Origin of the sequence: Pedobacter frigoris (assembly GCF_032678645.1) — a bacterium.
Lineage (GTDB): Bacteria > Bacteroidota > Bacteroidia > Sphingobacteriales > Sphingobacteriaceae > Pedobacter > Pedobacter frigoris_A.
In genome coordinates this window covers 375,017-398,162 of the sequence record NZ_JAVTSP010000003.1, presented here as the reverse complement: position 1 = coordinate 398,162, position 23,146 = coordinate 375,017, and the positions used below count along the sequence as shown (strand labels likewise).

General features: G+C 42.2%; 18 protein-coding genes. 5 read left to right on the top strand and 13 right to left on the bottom strand.

The features are described from left to right. Window positions 1–2 precede the first annotated feature (2 nt). The 4 genes from R2Q78_RS12170 to R2Q78_RS12155 form a co-directional block, all read right to left on the bottom strand. The gene (locus R2Q78_RS12170) at window positions 3–2,804 is read right to left on the bottom strand and encodes a hypothetical protein (protein ID WP_316792231.1); all 2,802 of its coding nucleotides are present in this window, start codon (window positions 2,802–2,804) and stop codon (window positions 3–5) included. A gap of 7 nt (window positions 2,805–2,811) precedes the next feature. Further along, a complete protein-coding gene (locus tag R2Q78_RS12165; RefSeq protein WP_316792230.1) occupies window positions 2,812–4,335 on the bottom strand; it encodes a hypothetical protein in 1,524 nt (507 codons plus the stop codon). Window positions 4,336–4,347: 12 nt separating this feature from the next. Beyond that, entirely contained in the window at window positions 4,348–5,160 is an 813-nt protein-coding gene (locus R2Q78_RS12160) for a hypothetical protein (protein ID WP_316792228.1), read from the bottom strand. 111 nt (window positions 5,161–5,271) lie between these two features. Continuing rightward, window positions 5,272–5,823 carry a hypothetical protein gene (locus tag R2Q78_RS12155; protein ID WP_316792226.1) on the bottom strand — a complete coding sequence of 184 codons (552 nt, stop codon included), beginning with the start codon at window positions 5,821–5,823 and terminating at the stop codon, window positions 5,272–5,274. A gap of 511 nt (window positions 5,824–6,334) precedes the next feature. Here R2Q78_RS12155 and R2Q78_RS12150 point away from each other — a divergent pair. Further along, complete coding sequence (locus R2Q78_RS12150; RefSeq protein ID WP_316792224.1) at window positions 6,335–6,769, top strand: SRPBCC domain-containing protein; 435 nt, start codon at window positions 6,335–6,337, stop codon at window positions 6,767–6,769. A 37-nt stretch (window positions 6,770–6,806) separates the two neighbouring features. Then, a complete protein-coding gene (locus R2Q78_RS12145) occupies window positions 6,807–8,030 on the top strand; it encodes a TCR/Tet family MFS transporter (protein WP_316792222.1) in 1,224 nt (407 codons plus the stop codon). A 6-nt stretch (window positions 8,031–8,036) separates the two neighbouring features. Here R2Q78_RS12145 and obgE read toward each other — a convergent pair whose 3' ends face one another. From obgE to R2Q78_RS12100, 9 genes are all read right to left on the bottom strand, one after another. Beyond that, the gene (gene obgE, locus R2Q78_RS12140; protein ID WP_316792221.1) at window positions 8,037–9,041 is read right to left on the bottom strand and encodes a GTPase ObgE; all 1,005 of its coding nucleotides are present in this window, start codon (window positions 9,039–9,041) and stop codon (window positions 8,037–8,039) included. A gap of 74 nt (window positions 9,042–9,115) precedes the next feature. After that, the gene (locus R2Q78_RS12135) at window positions 9,116–9,685 is read right to left on the bottom strand and encodes an adenylate kinase (RefSeq protein WP_316792219.1); all 570 of its coding nucleotides are present in this window, start codon (window positions 9,683–9,685) and stop codon (window positions 9,116–9,118) included. A 110-nt stretch (window positions 9,686–9,795) separates the two neighbouring features. Next, window positions 9,796–10,443 (bottom strand): peptidylprolyl isomerase, encoded by a 648-nt coding sequence (locus R2Q78_RS12130; RefSeq protein WP_316792217.1) that lies wholly within the window; start codon window positions 10,441–10,443, stop codon window positions 9,796–9,798. A gap of 10 nt (window positions 10,444–10,453) precedes the next feature. Then, a complete protein-coding gene (locus R2Q78_RS12125) occupies window positions 10,454–11,173 on the bottom strand; it encodes a hypothetical protein (RefSeq protein WP_316792215.1) in 720 nt (239 codons plus the stop codon). 72 nt (window positions 11,174–11,245) lie between these two features. Beyond that, the gene (locus R2Q78_RS12120) at window positions 11,246–11,722 is read right to left on the bottom strand and encodes a DUF4625 domain-containing protein (RefSeq protein ID WP_316792213.1); all 477 of its coding nucleotides are present in this window, start codon (window positions 11,720–11,722) and stop codon (window positions 11,246–11,248) included. Next, window positions 11,722–12,681: a DUF4625 domain-containing protein gene (locus R2Q78_RS12115; protein ID WP_316792210.1), complete on the bottom strand. Its 960-nt coding sequence runs from the start codon at window positions 12,679–12,681 to the stop codon at window positions 11,722–11,724. The genes R2Q78_RS12120 and R2Q78_RS12115 overlap by 1 nt, the downstream gene beginning before the upstream one ends. 21 nt (window positions 12,682–12,702) lie before the next feature. Beyond that, on the bottom strand, window positions 12,703–15,114 hold the full coding sequence (locus tag R2Q78_RS12110; RefSeq protein ID WP_316792208.1) for a TonB-dependent receptor: 2,412 nt from the start codon (window positions 15,112–15,114) through the stop codon (window positions 12,703–12,705). 93 nt (window positions 15,115–15,207) lie between these two features. After that, a complete protein-coding gene (locus R2Q78_RS12105; protein ID WP_316792206.1) occupies window positions 15,208–15,549 on the bottom strand; it encodes a hypothetical protein in 342 nt (113 codons plus the stop codon). A gap of 58 nt (window positions 15,550–15,607) precedes the next feature. Further along, entirely contained in the window at window positions 15,608–17,380 is a 1,773-nt protein-coding gene (locus R2Q78_RS12100) for an SGNH/GDSL hydrolase family protein (protein WP_316792204.1), read from the bottom strand. Between the two features lie 309 nt (window positions 17,381–17,689). Here R2Q78_RS12100 and R2Q78_RS12095 point away from each other — a divergent pair, with 309 nt between their 5' ends. The 3 genes from R2Q78_RS12095 to R2Q78_RS12085 all read left to right on the top strand — a co-directional run bounded on the left by R2Q78_RS12095 (window position 17,690) and on the right by R2Q78_RS12085 (window position 23,130). Next, the gene (locus R2Q78_RS12095; protein ID WP_316792202.1) at window positions 17,690–18,268 is read left to right on the top strand and encodes an RNA polymerase sigma-70 factor; all 579 of its coding nucleotides are present in this window, start codon (window positions 17,690–17,692) and stop codon (window positions 18,266–18,268) included. A 65-nt stretch (window positions 18,269–18,333) separates the two neighbouring features. Next, complete coding sequence (locus R2Q78_RS12090; protein ID WP_316792200.1) at window positions 18,334–19,554, top strand: FecR family protein; 1,221 nt, start codon at window positions 18,334–18,336, stop codon at window positions 19,552–19,554. A gap of 195 nt (window positions 19,555–19,749) precedes the next feature. Continuing rightward, complete coding sequence (locus R2Q78_RS12085; protein ID WP_316792198.1) at window positions 19,750–23,130, top strand: SusC/RagA family TonB-linked outer membrane protein; 3,381 nt, start codon at window positions 19,750–19,752, stop codon at window positions 23,128–23,130. The last annotated feature ends 16 nt before the right edge of the window (window positions 23,131–23,146 follow it).

Sequence of the window (23,146 nt, the reverse complement as noted above, 5' to 3'; positions counted from 1 at the left end):
AATTATCTTCTCAGCGAAGGAGATACAAATTTTTTAGTCTCTATTTTTCTTCTCTTAACCGTCAATATGAGGTTAACGGATCTTGCTTCTCCTGGCACTATATCGACATATTGGTCCCCCTGAATATTCTCCACTTCGGCAGGTAAATTTTCGCCATTAATGTGCACGGTATATTTACCTGCAGGGATAAAGAAAGTATACGAGCCATCTGTAACAGTTCTGGTTACATAACTCTGTCCATTTCCACTTATAGCCGTAATCTTCATGCCTTCTTTTTGCTGACCTATTTCATAGCTAAATTCATCATATTCATAAGAGATATGGCCGCGCAGCGTCCCTGTCTTTTGCAATGGAATGTCAATCCTCTCCTTCTTTTCAAAGTTGATTTTCTGATCGGGAGCCGACCAGCCCTTCAGCCGTGGCAAAGTAATACGGTATTCGCCAGGAGGAAGATTTTTATAAATCACCGTCCCATCGGCTTTTGTCACAAAGACTTCTTCATTAATATAAACCAGATGATTGGTAGCTATAGAGTCCCCTGTATCGTAAACTCCGTTTTGATTGATATCTTTAAATACGAAAACCTCCAGCGGATTGATCTTTGCACCTAACTTTGCTGAGCGCATATTTTTCCGTATGCCAACCTCAAGGATACTTGAAGTATAAAGACTACCAAAAAAAGTATAGCGGCTATGGTTCATGCTCGCAAACAATGTCGTTTTAGACATCACATCATATTCGGTTCTGCCTGTTAACTGCCAATTTCTGCCGGATGCTTTGATATTGCTATAGTTAATACCCATTTCAGTCCTCAGTTTATTTCTTAAGAAAGTTTTTTGCACCGTTGGTGAAACATTGATAATATAATTAGACCCTGCTTTTGTCAAATAGCTGCTTAAAATTTCACCAAGATAATACGTACCGATCTGTGCAGAGGCCATCAGATTAAATATACCATGGCGGTAATTCGAATTTGTACGAAACCGCAACCCCGACTTAGCCTCAAGTGAAGAGTTAAACACCCCGCCCTCAGCATTTATGGAAATGTAACGGGTAGTCGAGATAGGGATATTCAGCGTAGTGAGCACATTCCAGGAGCGAAGAACCAAACTGTTTGTCCCCAAAAACTGAAAGGAATTGTTGCGTTCAACTGCATAGTAAGGGGCAACAGATAGGGTCACGATGCCAAAAATCTTCTGAGACCAGCCAATATCGGCTCTCAGATTACTAAAAGAAGGTTCAAATAGAAATTCATCTAAAAAAAACTTTGGTGTGTATTTATAGTAATCCACATTAACCCAGATCTGTGAGGATGACCGCGTTAGTGTCACACGTTCAGAAAAATTAAGCGCCCCCCTTCTTGTACCAGGATAATATCCTGAACTGATGTAATTCACACTGTTAAAAATCCATCGGTTCACACTTCCCGATATATCCAGTCCTGAAGCAAAGCTCAATTTACTATTCCCCGTATTGGCATACTCTCCACTTTCATTATTATCATATTCACTCGTATTGCCAGAATTTAAACTTCCGGTTATGCGAAAGTTTTTTATCCCTGTCCAGGTGAATTCATTTGTAAGGACCATATTCCTGGATTTTAACATTGGGTTCAATTCGTAAATTGCCGCACTTGCAAGCCTCCATTTTTTTTCGTCGCGCGTAAAGGAACCCCAGGCCGCTTCTCCTACCGGAAAAAGGGTAAAATTTCCATTTCCGAACAAATTAGAACTGGAGCTGATATAACCACCTTCGTATCGGCTATTCCTTGCTGTATCATTTACATAAAACATACCGCCCTTACCGCTCAGGTTGATATCCAGGTTTCTATTAATATTTCCCGCCCTAAGCCCCATATTATGGGTTTCAAAGCCCAGGTAAGTATTTCTTAGCATTGAAGGAGAGTAATCGGTGTTTCTATAGGTGGTGTAATCCAGATTGTATGCAACTTTACTACCGGGAAGTTCTACAATTCCCCTACCCTGAAGCAGATAAACCTGATTTTGCCTAAATAAACCCTGACTGCTTAATGAAATGCTATTGTTGTCATAACTGTCGTCCAAAGACTGATCCCTGTATGTACGATTGCTGCGCGCACTTTGTATCTTAATATATTCCGCACCAAATAACTCTCCATTTGCATAGAGTCCGGTAATATTCACATCAAATGCTTCCTGGTTAAACATCTTGCTATTCACTGGCTTAACAAAAGTAACCAGGGTGTCTTTTTGAGGCATAATGGTCAACTGTACAGAATAATGAAAATTGCCATTTTCGACTGAAGAAGCATAGCGGTTAACTAAGGTGACCTTCTGAACAGTATTTCCCATGTTGCTGATCCGGACCGGAATGCGGATAGAATCGATATTCCTCTCGAGCAGAATATTGGATACCATTGAAAATAAAGTCATATTTTTCTTAATTGCAACCTGCAGGTTGCAATCATCGCTTGCAATTACTTTTTTTTCTGAATCAAGGAGTTTAAGATAGATCTGATTTACTGTTCCGGCATTTACTTTTTGAGTGACAAATATTTTGACCGGGATATATAAACTGTCTCCAGATTTTACAGAAAGATTAATGTTATTTCGGGATACCAGGTCGAGTCCTTTAGGCAAATCAACGCTAAAAGTTGCGTTTAATACACTTTGGGTATTATTTACGACTTTTATAGTCAGGTCACTTAGTTCGCCATCCGACACTGACAATTCTTTCTTTGAAGATTGAAAAACAATCCCATTTCCAGGCGTCTGGGCTTTTAATGCAGCGTGAGCAAACAGCAATATCACAAGCAGCAGTCGCATGATCAGATCAATTTGGTATAGCTACAAAAATCACGCTTGTGGTGAATACGCCCGATTGGGAGGAGAACCGGCTGTCTCCCGGAGCAGTATAATATCTTAGGTCATATTCTACCACCTGTTGCGTATGATCACTTACAGGATTATTGACGATAATCTGATCTGCTGCCGACAAACTTCGGGTGTAGCAAACTATGCCAGCCGCAGTACTTGTGTACTTGGTAGTTTCCAAATTTACTGCACTTACCGGAATGGTATTTGCACCCGAGGTAAGGTTGGCCGTACTCGTTTTAACTAAGATCTGGTGGCCGTTATAACCTGTTACTTTAAGCCCCCTTAGCTTCGATACAGAAGCCCCACTTATGTATAAAGCGGGTGTAAAGATCATGTCGACGGTATTTGCTGAGTTTTGCAACACTACGGTAAAGGAGCTTATACTCGAATTTACCTGAAAAACAACTGTATTTGTCGTTGTAGAAATTAGTTGATTAGCCTGGTTATAGAGTGAAAATATCAAATTGGTTGTGTAAGTACCGTTTGGCACAAGTAAGTGATTGCCTCCCTGTATGAGCATATCAAACCGGTGAACTGTATTGCTTCCATTGAATGAGTCTCCCGAAGAGTTGATCAGCACCGCATCGGCAGTACTCAACGGAACCACAGTGGTGTTGGACACACCAATGTTTGCAGCTGAAGGACTACCGGAAACCACTCTGTTAAATCTCAATGAAAAGAAATTAGGAGAAACAGTGTTTGCGCCGTTTACAAAATTTCCGGACGCCCTTACTTTCAATGTCCACCCGCGACATGTAGCACCACTTGGCGCATATTGAAGATTAATGGCATCGGTAACTGTCGTACCGCTCATCTGCTGGGCATAACTAGTGAAGGAATTTTGAGCACTTTGATAAAAACTAATCGCCGCTCCAGCGCAGGAATTACTATATACTACATTAAAACTCGCTTGTAAATCTTTGGATGATACAGCCTGATCACTGCCGTTATATAGCGTAAACCTCAATGTCGCGGTATAAGTACCAGACCCCACCAGCAGGTGATTGCCACCCTGCACCATCATGTCAAACTTGTGTGCAGCATAATAAGTAGGTGGTGTAGCAAATGCTGCATTTGAGTTAATCAGCGTTACATCACTAGTACTTAAAGGTACGTAGGCATTTGTCACTCCCATCGCACTCGCCGTCAGATCACCCGCATCAACTCTGTTAAACCTTAGGGAGACATATTGGGGATTAATGGTTACACTACCATTCGAAAAGTTGCTCAGCGCTTTTACCTTCAGCTTCCACCCCGGACAATTCACAGGTGCACTTAGGTTATACTGTATGGTAATAAATTCATTAAAGGTTTCGCCAGCAAGGATGTCTGAATAAGTATCGAACGAGTTCCATACAGCTCCACCTATACCTCCGTTCAAACTAATTCCATTACACTGTGCACTTACACGTATTTCACAAAATACCAAAAGTAAAATTGCCAAACAAAATGCGTGAAGTATAGTGCAACTGCCTTTCATAATCTTTTTTGATCAACGTTCAAATTCCAATTCTACAATTTTAAGCTCGTCTTTATTGCCATAATTGATGATAGCAGTGGCATTGTAACGCCCTTTTTTCATATTCGGCGGCAATTGCTGCCTGATAAACCGCTTATCGCCGGGCAGGGAATATGATTCCTGATCCGGGAGTTTTTGCTTTTCTCCAGTCTGGGTATTCAATAGTTCCCATTTGATTTTACTTTCCAGCCAGCTCTTGCCGTTATTTCTTACTTCCAATTCCAGTACTCCGGATAGTTCTTTCGCTTTAGCATCGTTCTTATCGATAAAATTCAAGACCTCCAGACTCTTTTCTGCATTCTGGGTAAATGAATGATATAGCTTTACTCCCATCCTTACACTCACCTTAATTGGCGAGCCATTCTGACTTTTAGAATCCCCCGGATTTAACTGAGTAAGGAAAAGCATAGCGGTATGAACCGGTATGTCTGTTTTTGCATCAGCGGGAACAGTTAATATGATGGTCAGTTCCTTTTGCTCTCCGGGGCGTAGTGTGAAATAAGAACCAGGCAATATTTGTACCCAATCTGCACAGGAAGTTTTCAAAGTCCCTGCTTCATGGGTCTGATTATTTCCATCATTGTCGTAATCCCAATCGTTCAGTGAAACGCCTACTTCCAGGTCTTTGCTATTGGGGTTGCTTACCGATACTTTTTGAGTAGAAGTGGCACCTGGGGCAAGTGTAAAGTACATCTTACCCGGGCTTACTGTCATGCCAGCCTGAGCAAACAATTGGCCGCAAAACAACAGCAAACCACTAAAACAGCTAAAACAGATACGTTTCATGGAAGGTTAATTAACAGGGAGACGAACGAATAATTCTAAAAATTTGGTGTATACTATAAAGGGCTTTGATTCAAGCCCTTTATAGTATATAAACAGTTTGGTGGTTTAGACCTATGGTTGCGTAATGGTATATATTACCGGAATTACGTTGGCTCCGTAGGCTTTGTTTACATACTGACTGCCAGAACCAATATTATATGATACTTTAAATTTATTTGATGAGTTGACTCCTAACCATGAAGTGTTTGGTGCAGTTACCACAGCCAATGCAGTACCACCTACAGCTGGCAATACCAGGTCTGTTACATATCCACTGGCAAGACCAGTAGTATTTCCAAGGTTACTAGTACCTATTGAAGTGGTTATTTTAACACTCGCAGCCGTTAAAGAAGACGGGCCGGTTATCGCTCCGGAAATTGCTTTGATCGTATAACCGCTTGAACTCACTACAGTCAGGTGATCATCTGCATCTGCAACAATACCATTGGTATATTTCGTCACGTCATTAAAATTTACGTTCAGTGATGCAGGCTGAGAAACAGTTAAAGAAAGCACACTTGACAAAGTAATGTTCAAATTTGCAGTTCCGGTTGTCTGTCCAAAAGATTTGTTGGTTGATAGTAATGCCACCAGCACAGCTACCGAAAGGATAATTTTTTTCATTTTAATCGTTTGTTTGGTTATTTACCATAAACGGGCAAAGGCGGTGCCAACGCAAAAACCTCCGAAATAACCAAATAAAGCAATATTTCAATTTATCAGGCGAGATAATCGAGGAAATAATTACCTACCATGAGGAAATATTTTTACACACCCATTCATTTTAAGCAGAAAAATAAGCAATTTTTAATCAACTGAACAAATTGAATAAAAGCAGACAAAAAGCCACTAAAAACCTGATATGAGCATTATTCAGGAATCATATGACCGCAAACCACGCTGAATTTTTCAATAAGCAATATCCGTACCGTATTTTCCTTACGTTCAATTTTTTTACACTGTTTTCGTTATTTTACAGACGTGGATGGTCCGCCACAGCCAGTAAGCTGCAATGCACAATCAGAAACTTAGGTACGTCAATTACCATAATATTCAAAAGAATTATAATTTTATTTAAAAAACCATTTCACCTGGATTGCAGTTAAATAAAATACTGCTATAAAAACATAAGCTTATGAAAACAGATCCTTTTGTAATTGAAAGAACTTTTACCGCACCAATACCGGCCGTTTGGCAAGCCATCACCGATCCCGGTCAAATGAAAGAATGGTACTTTGACCTGGAAGATTTCAAACCTGAGGCAGGCTTTAAATTTCAGTTCCTGGCAGGCAGCGAACAAAAAAAATATCTCCACATCTGCAAAGTTACTGAAGTGAGGGAGGGCAGTAAACTAACGTATTCATGGCAATACGACAACTATGAAGGACAGTCATGGGTAACATTTGAACTGTTTGATGCCGGTGACGGTAAAACAAGGGTTAAACTTACACATACCGGACTGGGCTCTTTCCCTTCAAAAGACGACCCCGCTTTTTCCAAGCAAAGCTTTGCTGACGGCTGGACCTATATCATAGGCACTTCGTTGAAGGAATATCTCGAGAAAGAATAATTTTCTATAACTTGCGGGACTAAAATCATTTCACTTTATGGCAAAATCCCAAAAGGCCGCTTTAGGCTTCATCTTTATCACTTTATTAATTGATGTGATGGGCTGGGGGCTGATCATTCCTGTTATGGCAGATTTGATTTCCCAGCTAAAGGGCATCCCGGTAAATCAGGCAAGCACTTACGGCGCACTATTGCTTTCAGTATTCGCAATTACCCAATTCATTTTTTCCCCGGTTATTGGAAATCTCAGTGACAGATTCGGCCGCCGGCCAGTGTTATTATCGTCATTATTGGGCTTTGGGATCGATTATATTATATTGGCATTAGCACCCACTTACGGCTGGTTGTTTATCGGACGGATAATTGCCGGGATTACCGGTGCCAGTTTCACTACAGCCACCGCTTACATCGCCGATGTAAGTACAGATGAAACATCCAGGGCCAAGAATTTCGGTCTCATCGGCGCCGCCTTCGGATTGGGTTTTGTTCTGGGCCCTGCTTTAGGTGCATTACTTGCTACCTGGGGTATCAGAGCACCTTTTTATGCTGCTGCTGCGCTTTGTTTACTCAACTGTATCTTCGGTTATTTCTTTCTTCCCGAATCTTTAAATAAAGAAAATCGCAGGCCTTTTGAATGGAAAAGGGCAAACCCATTTGGCTCATTAAAATTCCTGACCAAACATCCTGAAATTGGAGGATTGGCACTTGGCTTTTTCCTCATCTATCTGGGTGCACAAGCAGTACAGGGCAACTGGAATTTCTTCACCATCTATCGTTTCAACTGGAGTGAGAAAATGGTCGGCATATCACTTGCAGTAGTAGGTGTGCTGGTGGGTGCGGTACAAGCCGGACTAACCCGGGTCATCAATCCAAAAATCGGAAATGAAAAAAGTATTTACCTCGGTCTATCTCTCTATGCGCTCGGGCTGATTCTTTTTGCTTTCGCTACTGAAGGCTGGATGATGTTCGCATTTCTGATACCGTACTGCCTTGGTGGAATATGCGGTCCTTCATTACAATCCATCATATCAGGTCATGTAGAATCCAACCAGCAAGGGGAACTTCAAGGGGCATTAACTAGTCTAATGAGCCTTACAACGATATTCGGGCCACTGATCATGAACAGCACCTTTAGCTATTTTACCAGCGACAAAGCACCGTTTCACCTCCCCGGAATTCACTTCCTTATCGGTGCAGCATGCATGATCATGAGTATTTTTATTACGTACAGGGTACTGAGTAAAGAAAAGAAGACAGTATAACGCCGTTTATACTTGTTGATTTATAGATTCCCAAAGCATATCCTTTAGCTGCAGCAGCCCCTTTTGTGCCACAGATGAAATAAATATGGAAGGAATATTTTTAGGCAGATCCTGCTTCATTTCAGCTACAAGTTCCTCATCCAGCATATCTGATTTGGTAACTGCCAAAATATGTGGTTTCTGCATTAGCTCTGGATTGTAATCTTTCAGTTCGGATTTAAGGATTTCGTACTCTTCCGCTATAGACCTGTGGGTATCGGCAGGAACCATAAACAGCAATACAGAGTTGCGCTCTATGTGGCGCAGAAACCTGAATCCCAAGCCTTTACCCTTAGATGCTCCTTCGATAATCCCCGGAATATCTGCCATTACAAAAGATTTGCTGTCACGATAAGATACAATACCTAAATTAGGTACGATGGTTGTAAAAGGATAATCTGCAATCTCTGGCTTAGCTGCAGATACGACAGACAAAAGTGTTGATTTTCCTGCATTAGGAAAACCTACCAACCCAACGTCAGCAAGCACTTTTAGTTCCAGTACCATCCACTCCTCCTTGCCGGCTTCACCGGGTTGCGCAAAACGCGGGGTTTGATTGGTAGGTGTTTTAAAGTGCCAGTTACCAAGCCCCCCTCTTCCACCCGGAGTTAAGATTTTTGTCTCTCCTTCCTGTGTGATCTCAAATAAAACCTGTCCCGTTTCAGCATCCTTGGCAATAGTGCCCAAAGGAACATCCAGGATTTCATCTTTACCGGATTTACCAGTTGATGTTGCGCTTGAACCAGGCTGACCATCAGGAGCGATGATGTGCTTACGGTATTTCAAGTGTAAGAGTGTCCAGAACTGGGAATTTCCCCTGAGGATAATGTGTCCACCGCGTCCGCCATCTCCACCATCAGGACCACCGGTCGCTGTTCTTACGTCGCGGTGCAAATGTGCAGAACCTGCCCCCCCTTTTCCGGAGCGACAGCATATTTTAACATAATCTACAAAATTGGAACCTTGCGACATAATTGTGTTTTTTTTAAATAAAAATAGCGGGAGAAGTACTTAAATTCCGTCCCGCTATCAGTAATTTTATAATACTAGTATTTATCAATCACAGCGCTCAGTTCAGCAAAGATATCATCGATTTTACCGATACCATTTACCTTACTCAACTTATTCTGTGCTTCATAATATGGCAAAACGTGAATGGTTTTGCTGAAATATTCTTCAATACGTTTTTGCAGCTTATCAGCCTGATCATCCAAACGGCCGGTCTCAAGCTGACGCTGAGCAATACGTTTGGTCAGCTCTTCCTGATCTACATCCAAAGCGATCACACCCGCGATTGAACTTCCTTTACCTGTAAGAAATTCATCCAAAGCCTGCGCCTGTGGTACAGTACGTGGAAAGCCATCGAAAATAAACCCTTTTGCCTGGGGGTTCTGATCTACTTCTTCCTCCAGCATTGCAATCGTAATCGCATCAGGAACCAATTGTCCATCAGCAATTAATTCGCTTACTTTCTGTCCCAGTGGAGATTGATTTTTAATATGCGCTCTAAAAAGATCGCCTGTAGAAATGTGAATCAATTGATATTTTTCGATCAATTTTTCTGATTGGGTGCCTTTGCCTGCACCCGGTGGGCCAAAGAGAACAAAATTAAGCATTCGGGTTGTCTTTAAAGTTAAAAAGTCCACTGCCTCTGCAGAGGTTACTTTTGAGCGTGCAAATATATAACTATTTTACTTTAAATGCTTAACATGGGCGAATTATTGACCTACCTTTCTTTTTTAGAAAGTACTACTACATTAAAAACTACCGGACTCAACGGAACGTCATCTTTATTTGTCGCTACTCCATTAATCGCATCTGCCACATCCATTCCTGCTACAATTTCACCAAATATGGTATAGTCACCATCCAGATGAGGAGTACCTCCTATCGTTTTATAAATCTCCCTTTCAGCTGCTGAAAACTTTTTCTTTTTCTTCAATTCTACCGCGTCAAGCTGTGCATCCGTCTGTACCTTTCCCACCACAAAATAAAGCTGCGAGAAATAAGATGCCTTCTCAGGATTGTCATCCCTGCCTGCACCGAGTGTCCCCTTTTTGTGAAAAATCCCCGGTTTAATTTCCACAGGAAAACGCTTAGCTCCCAATTCCGGGTGACGCTTTTCTCTGTTCAGAATGGTATCATCCAGTTCACCGCCCTGACTGACAAAAGCTTTAATCACCCTGTTAAACTCAGCATTTTTATACAGCCCTTGTTTAACGGATTTTAAAAACATATCTCTATGTCTCGGAGTTTTGTCGTACAGCATCACCGTGACATTTCCCTTATTGGTTTCGAAGCGCACAAACGTAGACTGCGACCTACCAGTAAAGGATATTAAAATAAAAGACAGAACTACAATCAGTGTTTTCATGATCAATATATTATAATGCGGTTTTAGACACATATACATAGGCAGGACTAACTACAGAAGCCCCAACATATACACCTGTTTTAGAGAAACTTCCTCCGGTTGAAATGTAAAGTTTATCCTGGCTATCCATGTGCAGGTTCAATGGTTGATGATCCTTAACCGGATGTTCAAACTGACTAATATCCCCATTTCTTTTGATCCGGTCAATGGTGGTTCTTAAAACCCAGTTTGTACCATTCCCATCAGTATCTGCACCCGAACTATACTTCAATCGGTAGGTTGTCAGGTCCTTCTTTGAAGTAGCTACGCCTGTTTGAATGAACCTTGCGCCATCATGATAAGATTGCCAGGTGAGTCCCTTATTTAACGTGTATGAAGTCGGCGAACCCGCATATTTCCTTCCTGTTGCAGGATCAAAACTTGAAGCAATAAAAGCAAATATAGTATCCTTAGAAGTCAGCAAACCTGGTACAGAACCTGAAAAATTTTTAGATTCTTTCCATGTTTTCCCTCCGTCTGCAGTAAAATACGCCTTTGCCAATGTAGTCACCAGCAGGGTATCGTCTATACTTCCCGCTACAGAATGAACCTCCCCTCCTGCCGGCACTTTTAATCTGATCCAATCAGGATCATCAAAAACAGTTTCAACCTCAACAAATTTTGAGTCATTGCTTTTCTTACATGCAAATAAGAAAAGCAAAAAACTCATGAGCAGATATATTTTTTTCATAGGAATAGATTATTAGATGTCACCAAAGATAAAATTTTAGAATAAAGAAATTTAATAACGAGGGTAACAATTCTATTGAATCTTAATGCTTAAGCCCTTGATTGTCTGCCAGCCTTCCTTATCCGTTAACCTGATCATAAAATGATAATCACCCGGATCGATATCTGCCGGCACCTGAATCTCAGCACTTGCCTGATAAGATTTTTGTCCGGCAGGAATAACGACATTCTGAATCAGTAAGAATGGCTTCACCGGTTGTTTAACCGGCGAAAGGTCACATTCTTCCAGTTCCGTACTGTGTGTATGATGGTCAAAATTATGATGGATATCCAAGTTTAATGAGCCCAGCTGCACATTATCACTTAGTGATGCTTTGAATACAAACTTCTCTCCTCTTTTGACTACACTGCACTGTTTCGGAAATGCATCATTTGAGATCGTATTGATCTCCGGATAAGCCGTATCTATCGGCCCGGCAGTATTTTTACTGCAATTGCTCAGCACCAGCAAGGATAGCAGGCAGATGCTCAATAAACCAAGTTTCTTCATTATTTATAATCGATTGTGATGGGTATTACCTTATAAGAACTGATGTTGTGCGTCGTGTTTTTGTACAGGATCATCCAATTGTATTTACCCGATTCCCAGGCTTTCTCTCCGCTTACCGGATTCACAGCCGGTTCATTGTTGTCTTTATCCGCACCAATGATAATTGACTCACCACCATATACCCCATTTACCTGTTTCAGGGTGCTGATTTTCGAAGCAGCGGCAAGACCTGCGTGCGTTACTTTAGTCACCACAATGACTTTGCTCAAATTAAGGTTGTCTATACTTTCCGGATTATAGTTGGCACTTTTCTTAATGAGCACCGAGTATAAAATACCATCGCCTTTGATGTCACTTACCTGTGCATGGAGTGTCAGTTCATCACCTTTTTTCACGATCAGTTCTGGTTCTACAAAGGTATTTGTATAATAGATCATCGTACCATTTCGGGAGATGATGTCACGACCGATTTTAGGATCAACCGGTACATTTGCAGGATCAATGATGCTCAGATCTTCTTTAATTTCCAGTTTCGTTCCGTTTTCATCAAGTACAATAAAGTAGAAGTCATATTTGCCTTCCGGTGCCTCTGCAGGAATAGTGAAATGTTTGTGTACATTGGTGTTTTTAGCACTCTGGTATTCTGCCCAGCTCAGTTCAAATTTCCAGGTTGCAGTGTATTTTTCACCGCTTTTCTGCAATATCTTTACCTGAACATCTTTTATTTTGGTGGCGGCAACTACATCTGCATTAAAATGGAAATCCCTTCCTCTCAGAGCCAGTTTGTTGCCCGATCCAATCTCTAAATTCGTTGCTGTTGGGATCGGCTTTTCCGGTTCAGCTTCTTTATCCTTTTTGCAGGCATGGAAAGTAGTCACGACAACCAATAGCGCAGTAACGATCTTCATTGTCTTAATTGCCAATGATGTGTTTTTGTTTGAAATTTTACTTGTGTTCATTTGTTGATGTATTAATGAGTTTTATTTTTCTGTTTGTTTTAATGAAATGTTAAAGGGGATCTTTAAAGACAAGACCATATTCCTGCCTTGCTCAGGCAGCTCAATCAGCCTGTAGAAACTGGTATGGTTCAGGTAACGGGTGTTCAACAGGTTTTGCACCTGAAAACTGAGCGCCAGCTGTTGCCCGGAAATGTTGAGTTTAGCACCGGCCTGAAGGTTAATCAGTCCGTAACCTGATGTTTTCTTTTCTGGCGGCACAATGTTATTCTGCCTTGCGGTAAGCCGGTAGTCAACAGACAAATAAGAATGCCTAAGCACAGACTCCGGCGACCAGGTCAGGTTAAACAAAGCAGAGGCCGGAGGCGAGAAAGGGAGCGTATAGCCTTTCTTATCTCCCGAAATCTGTCTGGCAAACAAGTATTCACCTAAAAATTCAGCATTCAGGCTTTTCCATATCTTGTATTTTAGCTGCAGTTCCCCGCCATATCTGATTACCTCGCTTTGGGCATATTGGAAAATCTGGTTGCCAGCACCATAGTAAAAGTCATGGTTTGCTGTGGGGTTCAGGTAAATATAGTTTGGAAAGTAGTTGTAAAATGGGCTGATCAGTACCGACCAGCGGTCTTCATTCCAGCCCAAGCTCAGGTCCAGTTGGTACGACTGCTCAGGTGATAATGTTGGGTCGCCTTTCTCATAACTAAAATAATGATAGTTGACCCCATTTGCGCCCAGTTCTTTGGCAATAGGCATCCTGAAACTTTTACCCACATTGGCCTTCAGCAGAAACTGCTCATGGTTATAATTTAAACCCAGCGACCATACCAGGCTGTTAAAACTACGCTTCAAATCATTTGCCCTGATCAGCTGCTCCGAGGTTGTCGTACCATCGACTGTAAGCTCAGAATTAAACCAGTCCGTATATTTAAACATCTTGATCTGTCCATGATCATACCGCAGCGCGCCGTGCAACAAAACTCTCTCAGCGATCTTATACTTATCATATAAAAATATGCCCGCGGTGGCTTGTTTAAAAGAAGGCACTAAAAAAGTCCAGCCATCAATGACATTGTCTTGATATTCCGAATTGAAGCCTGCGGTAAACTGATGATTTCCCAGAGAGATCATGTCCTTCAGATTTATACTATAAACCCGTTTGTCAAATTCCCTTTCCAACTCTGGCGATGCCGATAAACCGTCAGGGTAAACAGGCGGCATATATCCATGATTTACGTACTGACTGAATTCCTGCCGAAAATTCCGCTGGTACCCCAGCTGCATTTCCAATTGATGTATCCCGACCCTATAGTCACTGCGGTTGACTACTTTAAAATGGTTCACCTGCTGATTGGGCATCTGAATATCCCGGGCTGATGCATCGTGCATTTCAGTATTTACCCTTCTGGGCTCCAGACCATGCGCATTGGCAAAAAAGCCGCTTTTATTGTAAATGTTACTGAAGTAAAATACAGACCTGAAATTTTCCTTTGCGTAGCCCGTGGTCAGATGTAACCCTGTTTCCCTGCCTGCGGTATTCCGCAATTGCCTGTTGTGCAACCTGACAGCGTAATCATATACAAATACCGTATCCGTAGGCACACTATAATCTCCATAATTCTGATAAGTGGCGCGGGTATCGAAAAACCAATGTTCCTTTCGGCCAAATAAATTGACAGAAGTTCCATACAGGTTGTTGTTACTTTTGCCAATCAGGTCTATTGAGCCACCCAAGGTGTTTTTTTGCGGTGCATTGGCAGGCTTTACATTGATTACACCGCCTATAGCGTCCGAACCATAGATAAAAGAAGCCGCGCCTTTTACCAGTTCCACTTCGGATGCTGCAAACTGGTCTATCTCCAGTCCATGATCGGCTCCCCATTGCTGGCCTTCATGCTTCACACCTTTATCTACCACCACGACCCGGTTAAACCCCAATCCCCGTATCAGGGGCTTCGACTGTCCCGAGCCAATACCTATCGTTTTGATACCAGGCAAGCGCTCCAGCGTTTTCATCAAACTTCCCCCCAGGTTCCGTTGTATGAACTCAATCCCGACCACCTCTATGTTCATGGATTCTTCCTGTCGCCGGGCTGCTATGAGGCTATGTTCTACCACCACCTCTTTTAATTGCTGATCCGAGGTTTTCATAACCACCTTTATAGAAGTCTGCCGATTTTGAATATTGACCAGTAATTTTTGTGCGTAGTACCCCTCAAGAGACACCATTACCTGGTGATTACCTATTTGAAGTCCATCGACAAAAAACTTTCCTTCTTTATCCGTGTGCAATGTATTTTCATATCCTGAAATGGAGACTAAAGCTCCCTTCAGTCCAGCCCCTTCATTATCAAGCACCAGGCCGGTCAAGGGGTATACCTGGGCATTCAATTTGTCGCAGACAAAAAGGCAAAAAAATAGAATAGAAATAAATTTCATAATGTATGAAGAAGTAATGATGCACATACACGGAGCCATCATTTTCAATAAAGAAATGATACCCGTGAATAAGAATAAAGCGTAAAAGCTGGTCTAAGCGAAGTAAGGTGGCCCTCTATTGCTAAAACCAGGTAAGGCAAACTTACATATGCCTGCATCAACGGGAGTATCAATTGTGATTGCTTCAGCCAGCGCTACAAGTAGCACAATGGGCGTAAAAGCATGGATGACCTTGCCATGGTGGCGGACAAAATAATCACAAATATCACATTTCTCAGAAGCGTGGAACTGGCTTTTTCCTTTCTCCTGCAACAACCCATGACCATCATGGTGATGGAATACCTGGATAGCTGATAGCGATAGGAAGATCAGTACAAGGAATACAGAGATTACCCTATGCGCCAACAGAAATGAATATTTGATGCTATCTTTCACAATTGCATCAAAGTTGCATTTAATTATTTGTAATCACAAGAAGAGATCAAATATTTTATCAATACTTTTTAATCTGTTGATTAATGAAATTACCAAGTTTCTCATAACCCACAGCATTTGGATGCAAGCCATCAGAAAACAGGGATTCATCAATCTCCTTAGTCGGCTTCAGGAAAAGTTTCCCAGCGTCGGCATATTTTAATCTGTTGCCTATTGCAATTACAGCTATCTTTTTATTGAGTCCAGCGATTCTCTGCTCCATTTTACGGCGTGGCAAAATCCCCATCAAGATTACATCAGCGGAAGGCTTTCTTATTTTAATCGCGTCTATTAAGAACTTCAATCCCTGCACTATTTCCTCGTCGGTATTATAATCCAGGTTATTAGTCCCGATCATGAGTACGATCTTCTTCGGAGAGATCTCATCCAGTTCGCCATGATAAATTCTCCACAATACATTTTCTATCCTATCCCAGCCAAAGCTCATGTTCATGGCCTTTCCACCACCAAAATATTTAGTCCAGGCATCCTGTCCTTTCGCTCTCGAGGAAGCAGGTTCTCCACCCCAGTAATGAAGGATAGAGTTGCCTATCAAAACAAGTTCGGGCTGGTTTGCTTTCCCATAATCCAACACCTGTTGATGCCTTGTTTCCCAGTCGTAGCTACTTGCGTCCCGTCTTTGAGTTACCGGAATCGTTGTTGAAATATTCCCCTGAGGTTCATTAAAAATAGATTTGATCTTTTTCTCATAAGCTTCTGCGTACCGCATCATTCCAAGATCATTTGGATGTGTACCATCTACCATACTTTCAATATCGTGCCCTATTTCTTCTTTAGAAAGTAAGTATAATCCTTTAACCCCTGCTTTTGTCAGCGAGTCAACTGCCAGCTTCATTACCCGATTTACATTTTCGTAATCTTTCTTTCTGCGAGGTTGCATTTCGCCATCAGTATAGCCGTCGTGCTCAACCAATAAAATCGGCGTCCCAGGTCTCTTTGTCTGGATTTGTTTCACGGCATCAACAATTTTCCTGTTCAGAACCGCATCTCCAATCCCTCCCGTCAGGTTAGGCAGACAGTCCACGACAAATAGTTTAGCATCTATCTGAGTAACAAAATCAAGCACCTCAGGCTCAAGTTTTCCGTTACCAGAGAAACCGAGATTAACCATCGACCTGTCCAATTTCCTTCCCAGGATTGATGTCCAGGCCATTCCCGGTCTTGAGGCACAAGCACCCTGAGCTATGGAAGTCCCGTATACTACAATAGGTTTTTCTCTGCCTACCGGAAGCGGTTTAAATGTAGCTTCCTTTGGAACAGTTACTTCCATCCATTTAACCGTATTGTATAGAGGAAGGTATAACCGATATTCCCTGTCGGCCACGTGCTGGTCTTTGCCAGCAATATTGGTAAACCTGTAGCTGACAGTATCGCCAAAGGAATAACTGCCTGCACACCAAAGCCACTTCCCGTCAATATTTTTTGAATACAGGTCTGCTCCGCTCACCCCCGTCGCCGGCATATGAGGCATTGACATTCCACCCGTCACCTTAAATCTAACGACAATCTCTTCAGCATTAGTCCGGAATTGCAGATACAACCCGGAACCATTCTCAGCTAAGTTCCATACCGCCTTTCTTACTGTTTTTTCAGCCGCCGCAGGCAAACGGTCATAAGCGCTTTTAAAACCGCTGGACCAACCCCTCCCCTGTATCACATTCAATGTATCTTTTGCCGGATTCCATGATTTGTATTCCTTCTGCTGCGCCGTGCCATACCCGCAGATGAATAGTGTAAGTAGGCTGAAAATAGTTAAAAATCGTCTTGTCATTATTTAAAAGTTTACAACAGCTAAACTAATTAAAATTTTTAAGACAAGTGACATTACTGATCGTCAACTCCTCCGTTTGTCCTGTGTTTGGTATGCGTCCGTATCAACTCCGGTGCTTCTGCGCTGCTCCTCCGTTGTTGCTTCGATCCCAATCGAAGCAACAACGGAGAAGATACGGAGCAATACCCTAGAAGATACAAGCACATAGCGGCCAGAAGCCTATCTCATCGGGATACAGCACATTGCAAAATAATACATAAGTTTGTTTTGTAAAAAACACTAACTTTACATTCAAGGGGATAAATGGAAATGGCTGATTACAGCATGTATACGGATCAGGAACTGGCTGCTTTTCTAAAGCAGGGTGATGAAGTTGCATACACTGAGATCTTTGCCAGATACAATTACATTCTTCATAGTCATGCAGTAAATAAACTTCGTGACAGAGAGGAAGCCAGAGACATCATCCAGGAAGTTTTTACTTACTTGTGGCAAAAAAAAGAGACGATTACTTTTACCAGCAGCCTGTCGGGATACCTCTACGGAGCGGTACGTAATGCTATACTGAACCGGGTGGTACACAAACAGGTACAGGAAAAATATTTCGACTCCATAAAAGACTTTTCCCTACAGGGTGAAGTAGTTACGGATCACCTGATCAGGGAAAAACAACTCCGGGAATTTATAGAACAGGAGATTGCATTACTTCCCCCGAAAATGCGCCAGGTTTTTGAAATGAGCCGCAAAGAGAACCTTAGCCATAAAGAAATTGCTGAAAAGCTGGATATATCTGAACAAACAGTCAGCAAGCAGGTCACCAATGCCATAAAAATCCTAAAAACAAAGCTCGGGGTTGTTGTCTATTTGTGGTTCATCATGAACCAATAAAAATTATTTTCGTTTTCTTCTACCTGTTAGGGCTTAGTTACTTTCCTTACTATTAATGAGCACAAATGGACTCAGACAATAGCATGGAAAATAAAGCATTACACGAATTACTGGATAGATATCAAAAAGGCGGAGCAAGCGCTGAAGATATCGCATTTCTGGAAAGCTGGTATCTGCAATACAATAAAGAACACCGTTTTGAGATGACTGAAGCAGAGCTTGAAGAAGACAGACAGCTCATCTGGAAGTCCATTCAGCAGGAACGTGTGGTGGAAACTCCGGTTAGGAAAGCGAAACTATGGTCTTCAGGAACATTCAGGATAGCCATTGCTGCGGCAGTAGCCATCATCTTGCTTGGTGTTTATTTCTTCAACACCACCAGTCAGCCTGCAAAAATCAAGTCAGAAAATCCGGTATTGGTCAATGATGTCAAAGCTGGAGGCAATAAGGCTTTGCTCACCCTTGCTGATGGAAGGCGTATTGTTCTTACAGATGCCGTTAACGGAGAACTTGCGAAACAAGCAGGCGTACGCATCACAAAAACAAAAGACGGACAATTGGTCTATACCGTAGAAAATACGGGCCATGAGACCAAACCAGAATACAACACAATAGAAACTCCGCGTGGAGGCCAGCATATTGTAAACTTACCGGATGGTTCCATAGTAGTGCTTAACGCTGCTTCAAGCCTTAAATTCCCCACAACTTTCTCTTCATTTCAGGAAAGGAAAGTTGAGCTGAGCGGCGAAGCCTACTTTGAAATATCCAAGGACAAAGCCCATCCATTTGTTGTCAAAACCAATGGACAGGAAGTAAAAGTACTCGGAACGCATTTCAATATTAACAGCTATGCTGATGAGGGAGTAGTAAGAACTACATTGCTGGAAGGATCAGTGCGTGTGATTTCTCTTTTGTCATCCAGAGCGAATGCGAAGGATCCAGATCCCTCGGAACTCGGGATGACAAATAGCATAATGCTGCGCCCCAATCAACAATCTATGGTAACTACCAACGGTAATATCAAAGTTCAGACTGTAGACACTGAAGATGTGGTGGCCTGGAAAAATGGCTTATTTATCTTTAATGATGAAAGCCTGGAAAGCATCATGCGTAAAGTATCGAGATGGTATGATGTAGAGGTGGTTTATCAGGACAAGCTGCCTCGTGTATCATTCCTTGGAGCACTATCTCGTTCAAAAAATTTATCCGCCTTAATCAACATACTCGAAGAATCAGGAGAAGTTCACTTTAAAATACAAGGAAGGAGGATTGTCGTGATGAAATAGACCTTTACTTTCAAAATGACAATCACAAAAAAAAGCCAGTTTTCGACAGCCATCGAAAACCGGCAAATATTGGATTGTCCTATTAAATAATGTGCAAACAAGATTCAACAAACCCAACTAAACAAATGTATGAAATTTTACTATCTATATAGGCCGAAATACGGTAGCTATATAAACAACCAATTATTGCGTATTATGAAATTAACCGTACTCATAATTACCTTATTCCTACTTCAGGTAAGTGCCGCTACCAATGCACAGACCATTACCCTGAATGAAAAAGCTGCCCCGCTGGAAAAGATCATTAAAGCGATCAGGGATCAGACGGGATATGATTTCATTGGCAATACCAAGCTAATCCGATCGGCTGACCCGGTGACCATACGTGTAAACAAAGCTTCGATCAATGAAGTGCTAAGGATATGCTTTGGCAACCAACCCCTCACCTACACCGTGGAGGAGAAGACGATCATCATAAAGAATATCGTTCCGAGCGCACAGATTGTTTCACAACGTGCATGGGCAATTGAAGGAACTGTAATTTCAGATGATGGGGAGATCCCTTTGGCAAATGCGACAATTGTGGCTGTGGGCACCGATATCAAAGCCTATACAGACCAGAATGGAAAGTTCTCCATCAATGTTCCTGAATCGGTAAAAGTATTGCGGATCAATTATGTAGGCTACGATTCCAGGGACTATAAAATAGATGCAAAAACAAAGAAAATTGTCATCAGACTCACCTTACAGAATAATTCCCTGGATGAAGTGGTAGTGCGCACAGGTATCTACAAAAGACCTGTTGAGAACTTTACAGGATCTGCAAAAACCATTACTGCAGAAGAACTAAAGAGAGTGGCACCAAACAATATCCTTGCGGCGATCAGTATCCTTGATCCTTCGTTCAGGCTTCCGGAAGACATCAACCTGGGATCTGATCCAAACAGATTACCGGATATAGAACTGAGAGGCCAGAATAATTTTCCTGACCAGAATGCATCTGCAAACTCTTCTGCAACGCTGAGAAATGTATATGGAGATAAACCCAATGCCCCTTTATTTGTACTGGATGGATTTCAGGTGACCCTGCAAAGGATCTTTGACCTGGACATGAACAGAGTAGAGCGCATTACCATCCTGAAAGATGCTGCGGCAACTTCTATTTATGGTTCAAGGGCCAGTAATGGTGTGGTGGTTATAGATACGCGTCAGCCTAAAGAAGGTTCAGTAAGAATATCATACAGAGGTGGTATTACCGTAACCGCACCTGACCTAAGCAGCTACGACCTGCTAAACGCTTCTGAAAAGCTGGCATTTGAAAAGGAAGTTGGCTTTTATAAGGATAGTGGTACATGGCCGTACCTGCAAACTGTGCGTGATGCAGAATACAATGAGCGATTGAAGGCAGTGACCAGCGGAGTAGATACCTATTGGTTATCTCAGCCTTTGCAAACCGGCTATGGAAATAACCATTCCCTTTACCTTGAAGGTGGTGACCAGGTAGTTAGGTATGCGATAAATCTGAGCAGCCAGAACGATGTGGCAGTCATGAAAGGTTCGGGACGTGACCGCACCAGCGGAGGCGTAACGCTTACTTATCGCAACTCTAAATTGCTGTTTGCAAATGACCTGAGCATCAACAATGTAAAAGGGACAAATAGCCCTTATGGCAGTTTTGGCGATTATACTAAGCTCAACCAATATTGGTCGCCATATGATGAAAACGGACAGTTTGCCAGGTTCCTGGGTGATCCAAGGAGAAACAATACCGGGGTGCTGTATGCTTATTACGGAAACCCGCTTTACAATGCAGTATTGCCAAGCAAAAATTTCAATGAGCAACTGGGCTTTACCAACAACTTCAGATTTGAATGGTCGGTATTGAACTGGCTGCGTTTTATGGGTGGTGTTGGTTACACGCACAACAATACCTCTTCAGATTATTATTTATCGGCCAGAAACACGGCTTTTGAATCACTACCTATCACCGAACGCGGAAAGTATAATAAAAGCACGGGTAAAACTGACCTGATAGATGCCAACTTCGGATTTGACATCCGCAAAACATGGAATAAAAACCTGGTTTTCGTGACAGGTAGCATGAATGCCAATCAGGGTAAGGAACAAACTTACAATACTTCTGTAATCGGTTTTCCGAATGAAAAAGTAGCTGAGCTCATCTTTGCCAGCAAATACGACCCGACGACAACCAGACCTTCGGGAAGCCAGGGCATCAGCCGCCTGATTAGCGGAAGGATGAATGCCAACTATGCGTACGACAATAAATACCTGCTCGATTTTTCTGTCAGTCTTGATGCCTCTTCGCAGTTCGGTAAAGACAGAAGTGTCGCGCCATTCTGGTCGGCGGGTATGGGCTGGAATATCCACAGGGAAAAATTTATGGAGGATGTGAAGTTTGTGAGCTTCCTTAAGATCCGCGGTTCTGTGGGTACTACGGGCGACCAGAACTTCCCTCCTTACATGGCCTTAAGTACTTATAACTACTATTCCGACCAGTTTTACCTGAACCAGTTGAGCGCATACCTTGTTGGGTATGGTAATTCGGCATTGGGATGGCAAAAAAGCTTAAAGCGCGGTGCCGGAGTTGATGCTACGTTATGGAACAATAGAATTAGCGTAACCGGAGATTTTTATTACAACACAACGAACGACCTGATCCTGGACATCACTACTCCTCCTTCACTAGGTTTCAGCAGCTATAAAGAAAACGCTGGTGCATTGAGAAATATCGGATGGCAGGGAAGTGTAAACGTAAACCTCATCCAAAAACCTAAAGAAAACTTTTACTGGAGAGCGGGACTATCGGCTTATGGAAATACAAATACCATTACCAAAATCTCCAACTCCCTGCGCAAGCTGAATGATGCCGCAAATACAATTGATCAGACGGTAAATGATCCAAACAGGAAAAAACCAAAGAGCTACTACCAGGAAGGTCAGTCGCTGACAGCCTTATATGTCGTAAAAAGTTTAGGTATTGATCCGGCAAACGGACAGGAGATCTTCATCGACAGAAACGGCAACTCTACTTATGTTTGGAATTCCAATGATAAGGTTGCGGTTGGCGATACCAGGGCAAGAGTTTCGGGTACCATAAGTACAGGTGTGGATTACAAAGGTTTCGGGTTCAACATTTACATGTCATACCGTTTGGGTGCCGATCTGTACAACCAGACTTTGGTAGACCGCATAGAAAATGCGGACATTACTTTTAATGTAGACCGCAGGGTATCCAGCGACAGGTGGAAAAAACCGGGAGACCAGACTTTCTTTAAAGGTATTATTGGTAGTGCGGACGGCAAGGCTGTAGTGGAAAGTACGCTGGCAACTTCAAGGTTTGTACAAAAAGAATACATGCTGGAAGCCTCCAGAGTATCCTTTACTTACCAGTTCCCGGAAAGTTTGAAATGGCTGAAACAGGCACGACTTTCCAATACTAGACTGGAGTTATATGTCGCCAATCCTTTCCAGGTCTCTACCATTAGAAGAGAGCGCGGACTGGACTATCCTTTCGCCCACAGTTTCACGTTCAACATATCTACAAGTATATTCTAATTAAAACTATAGCTTT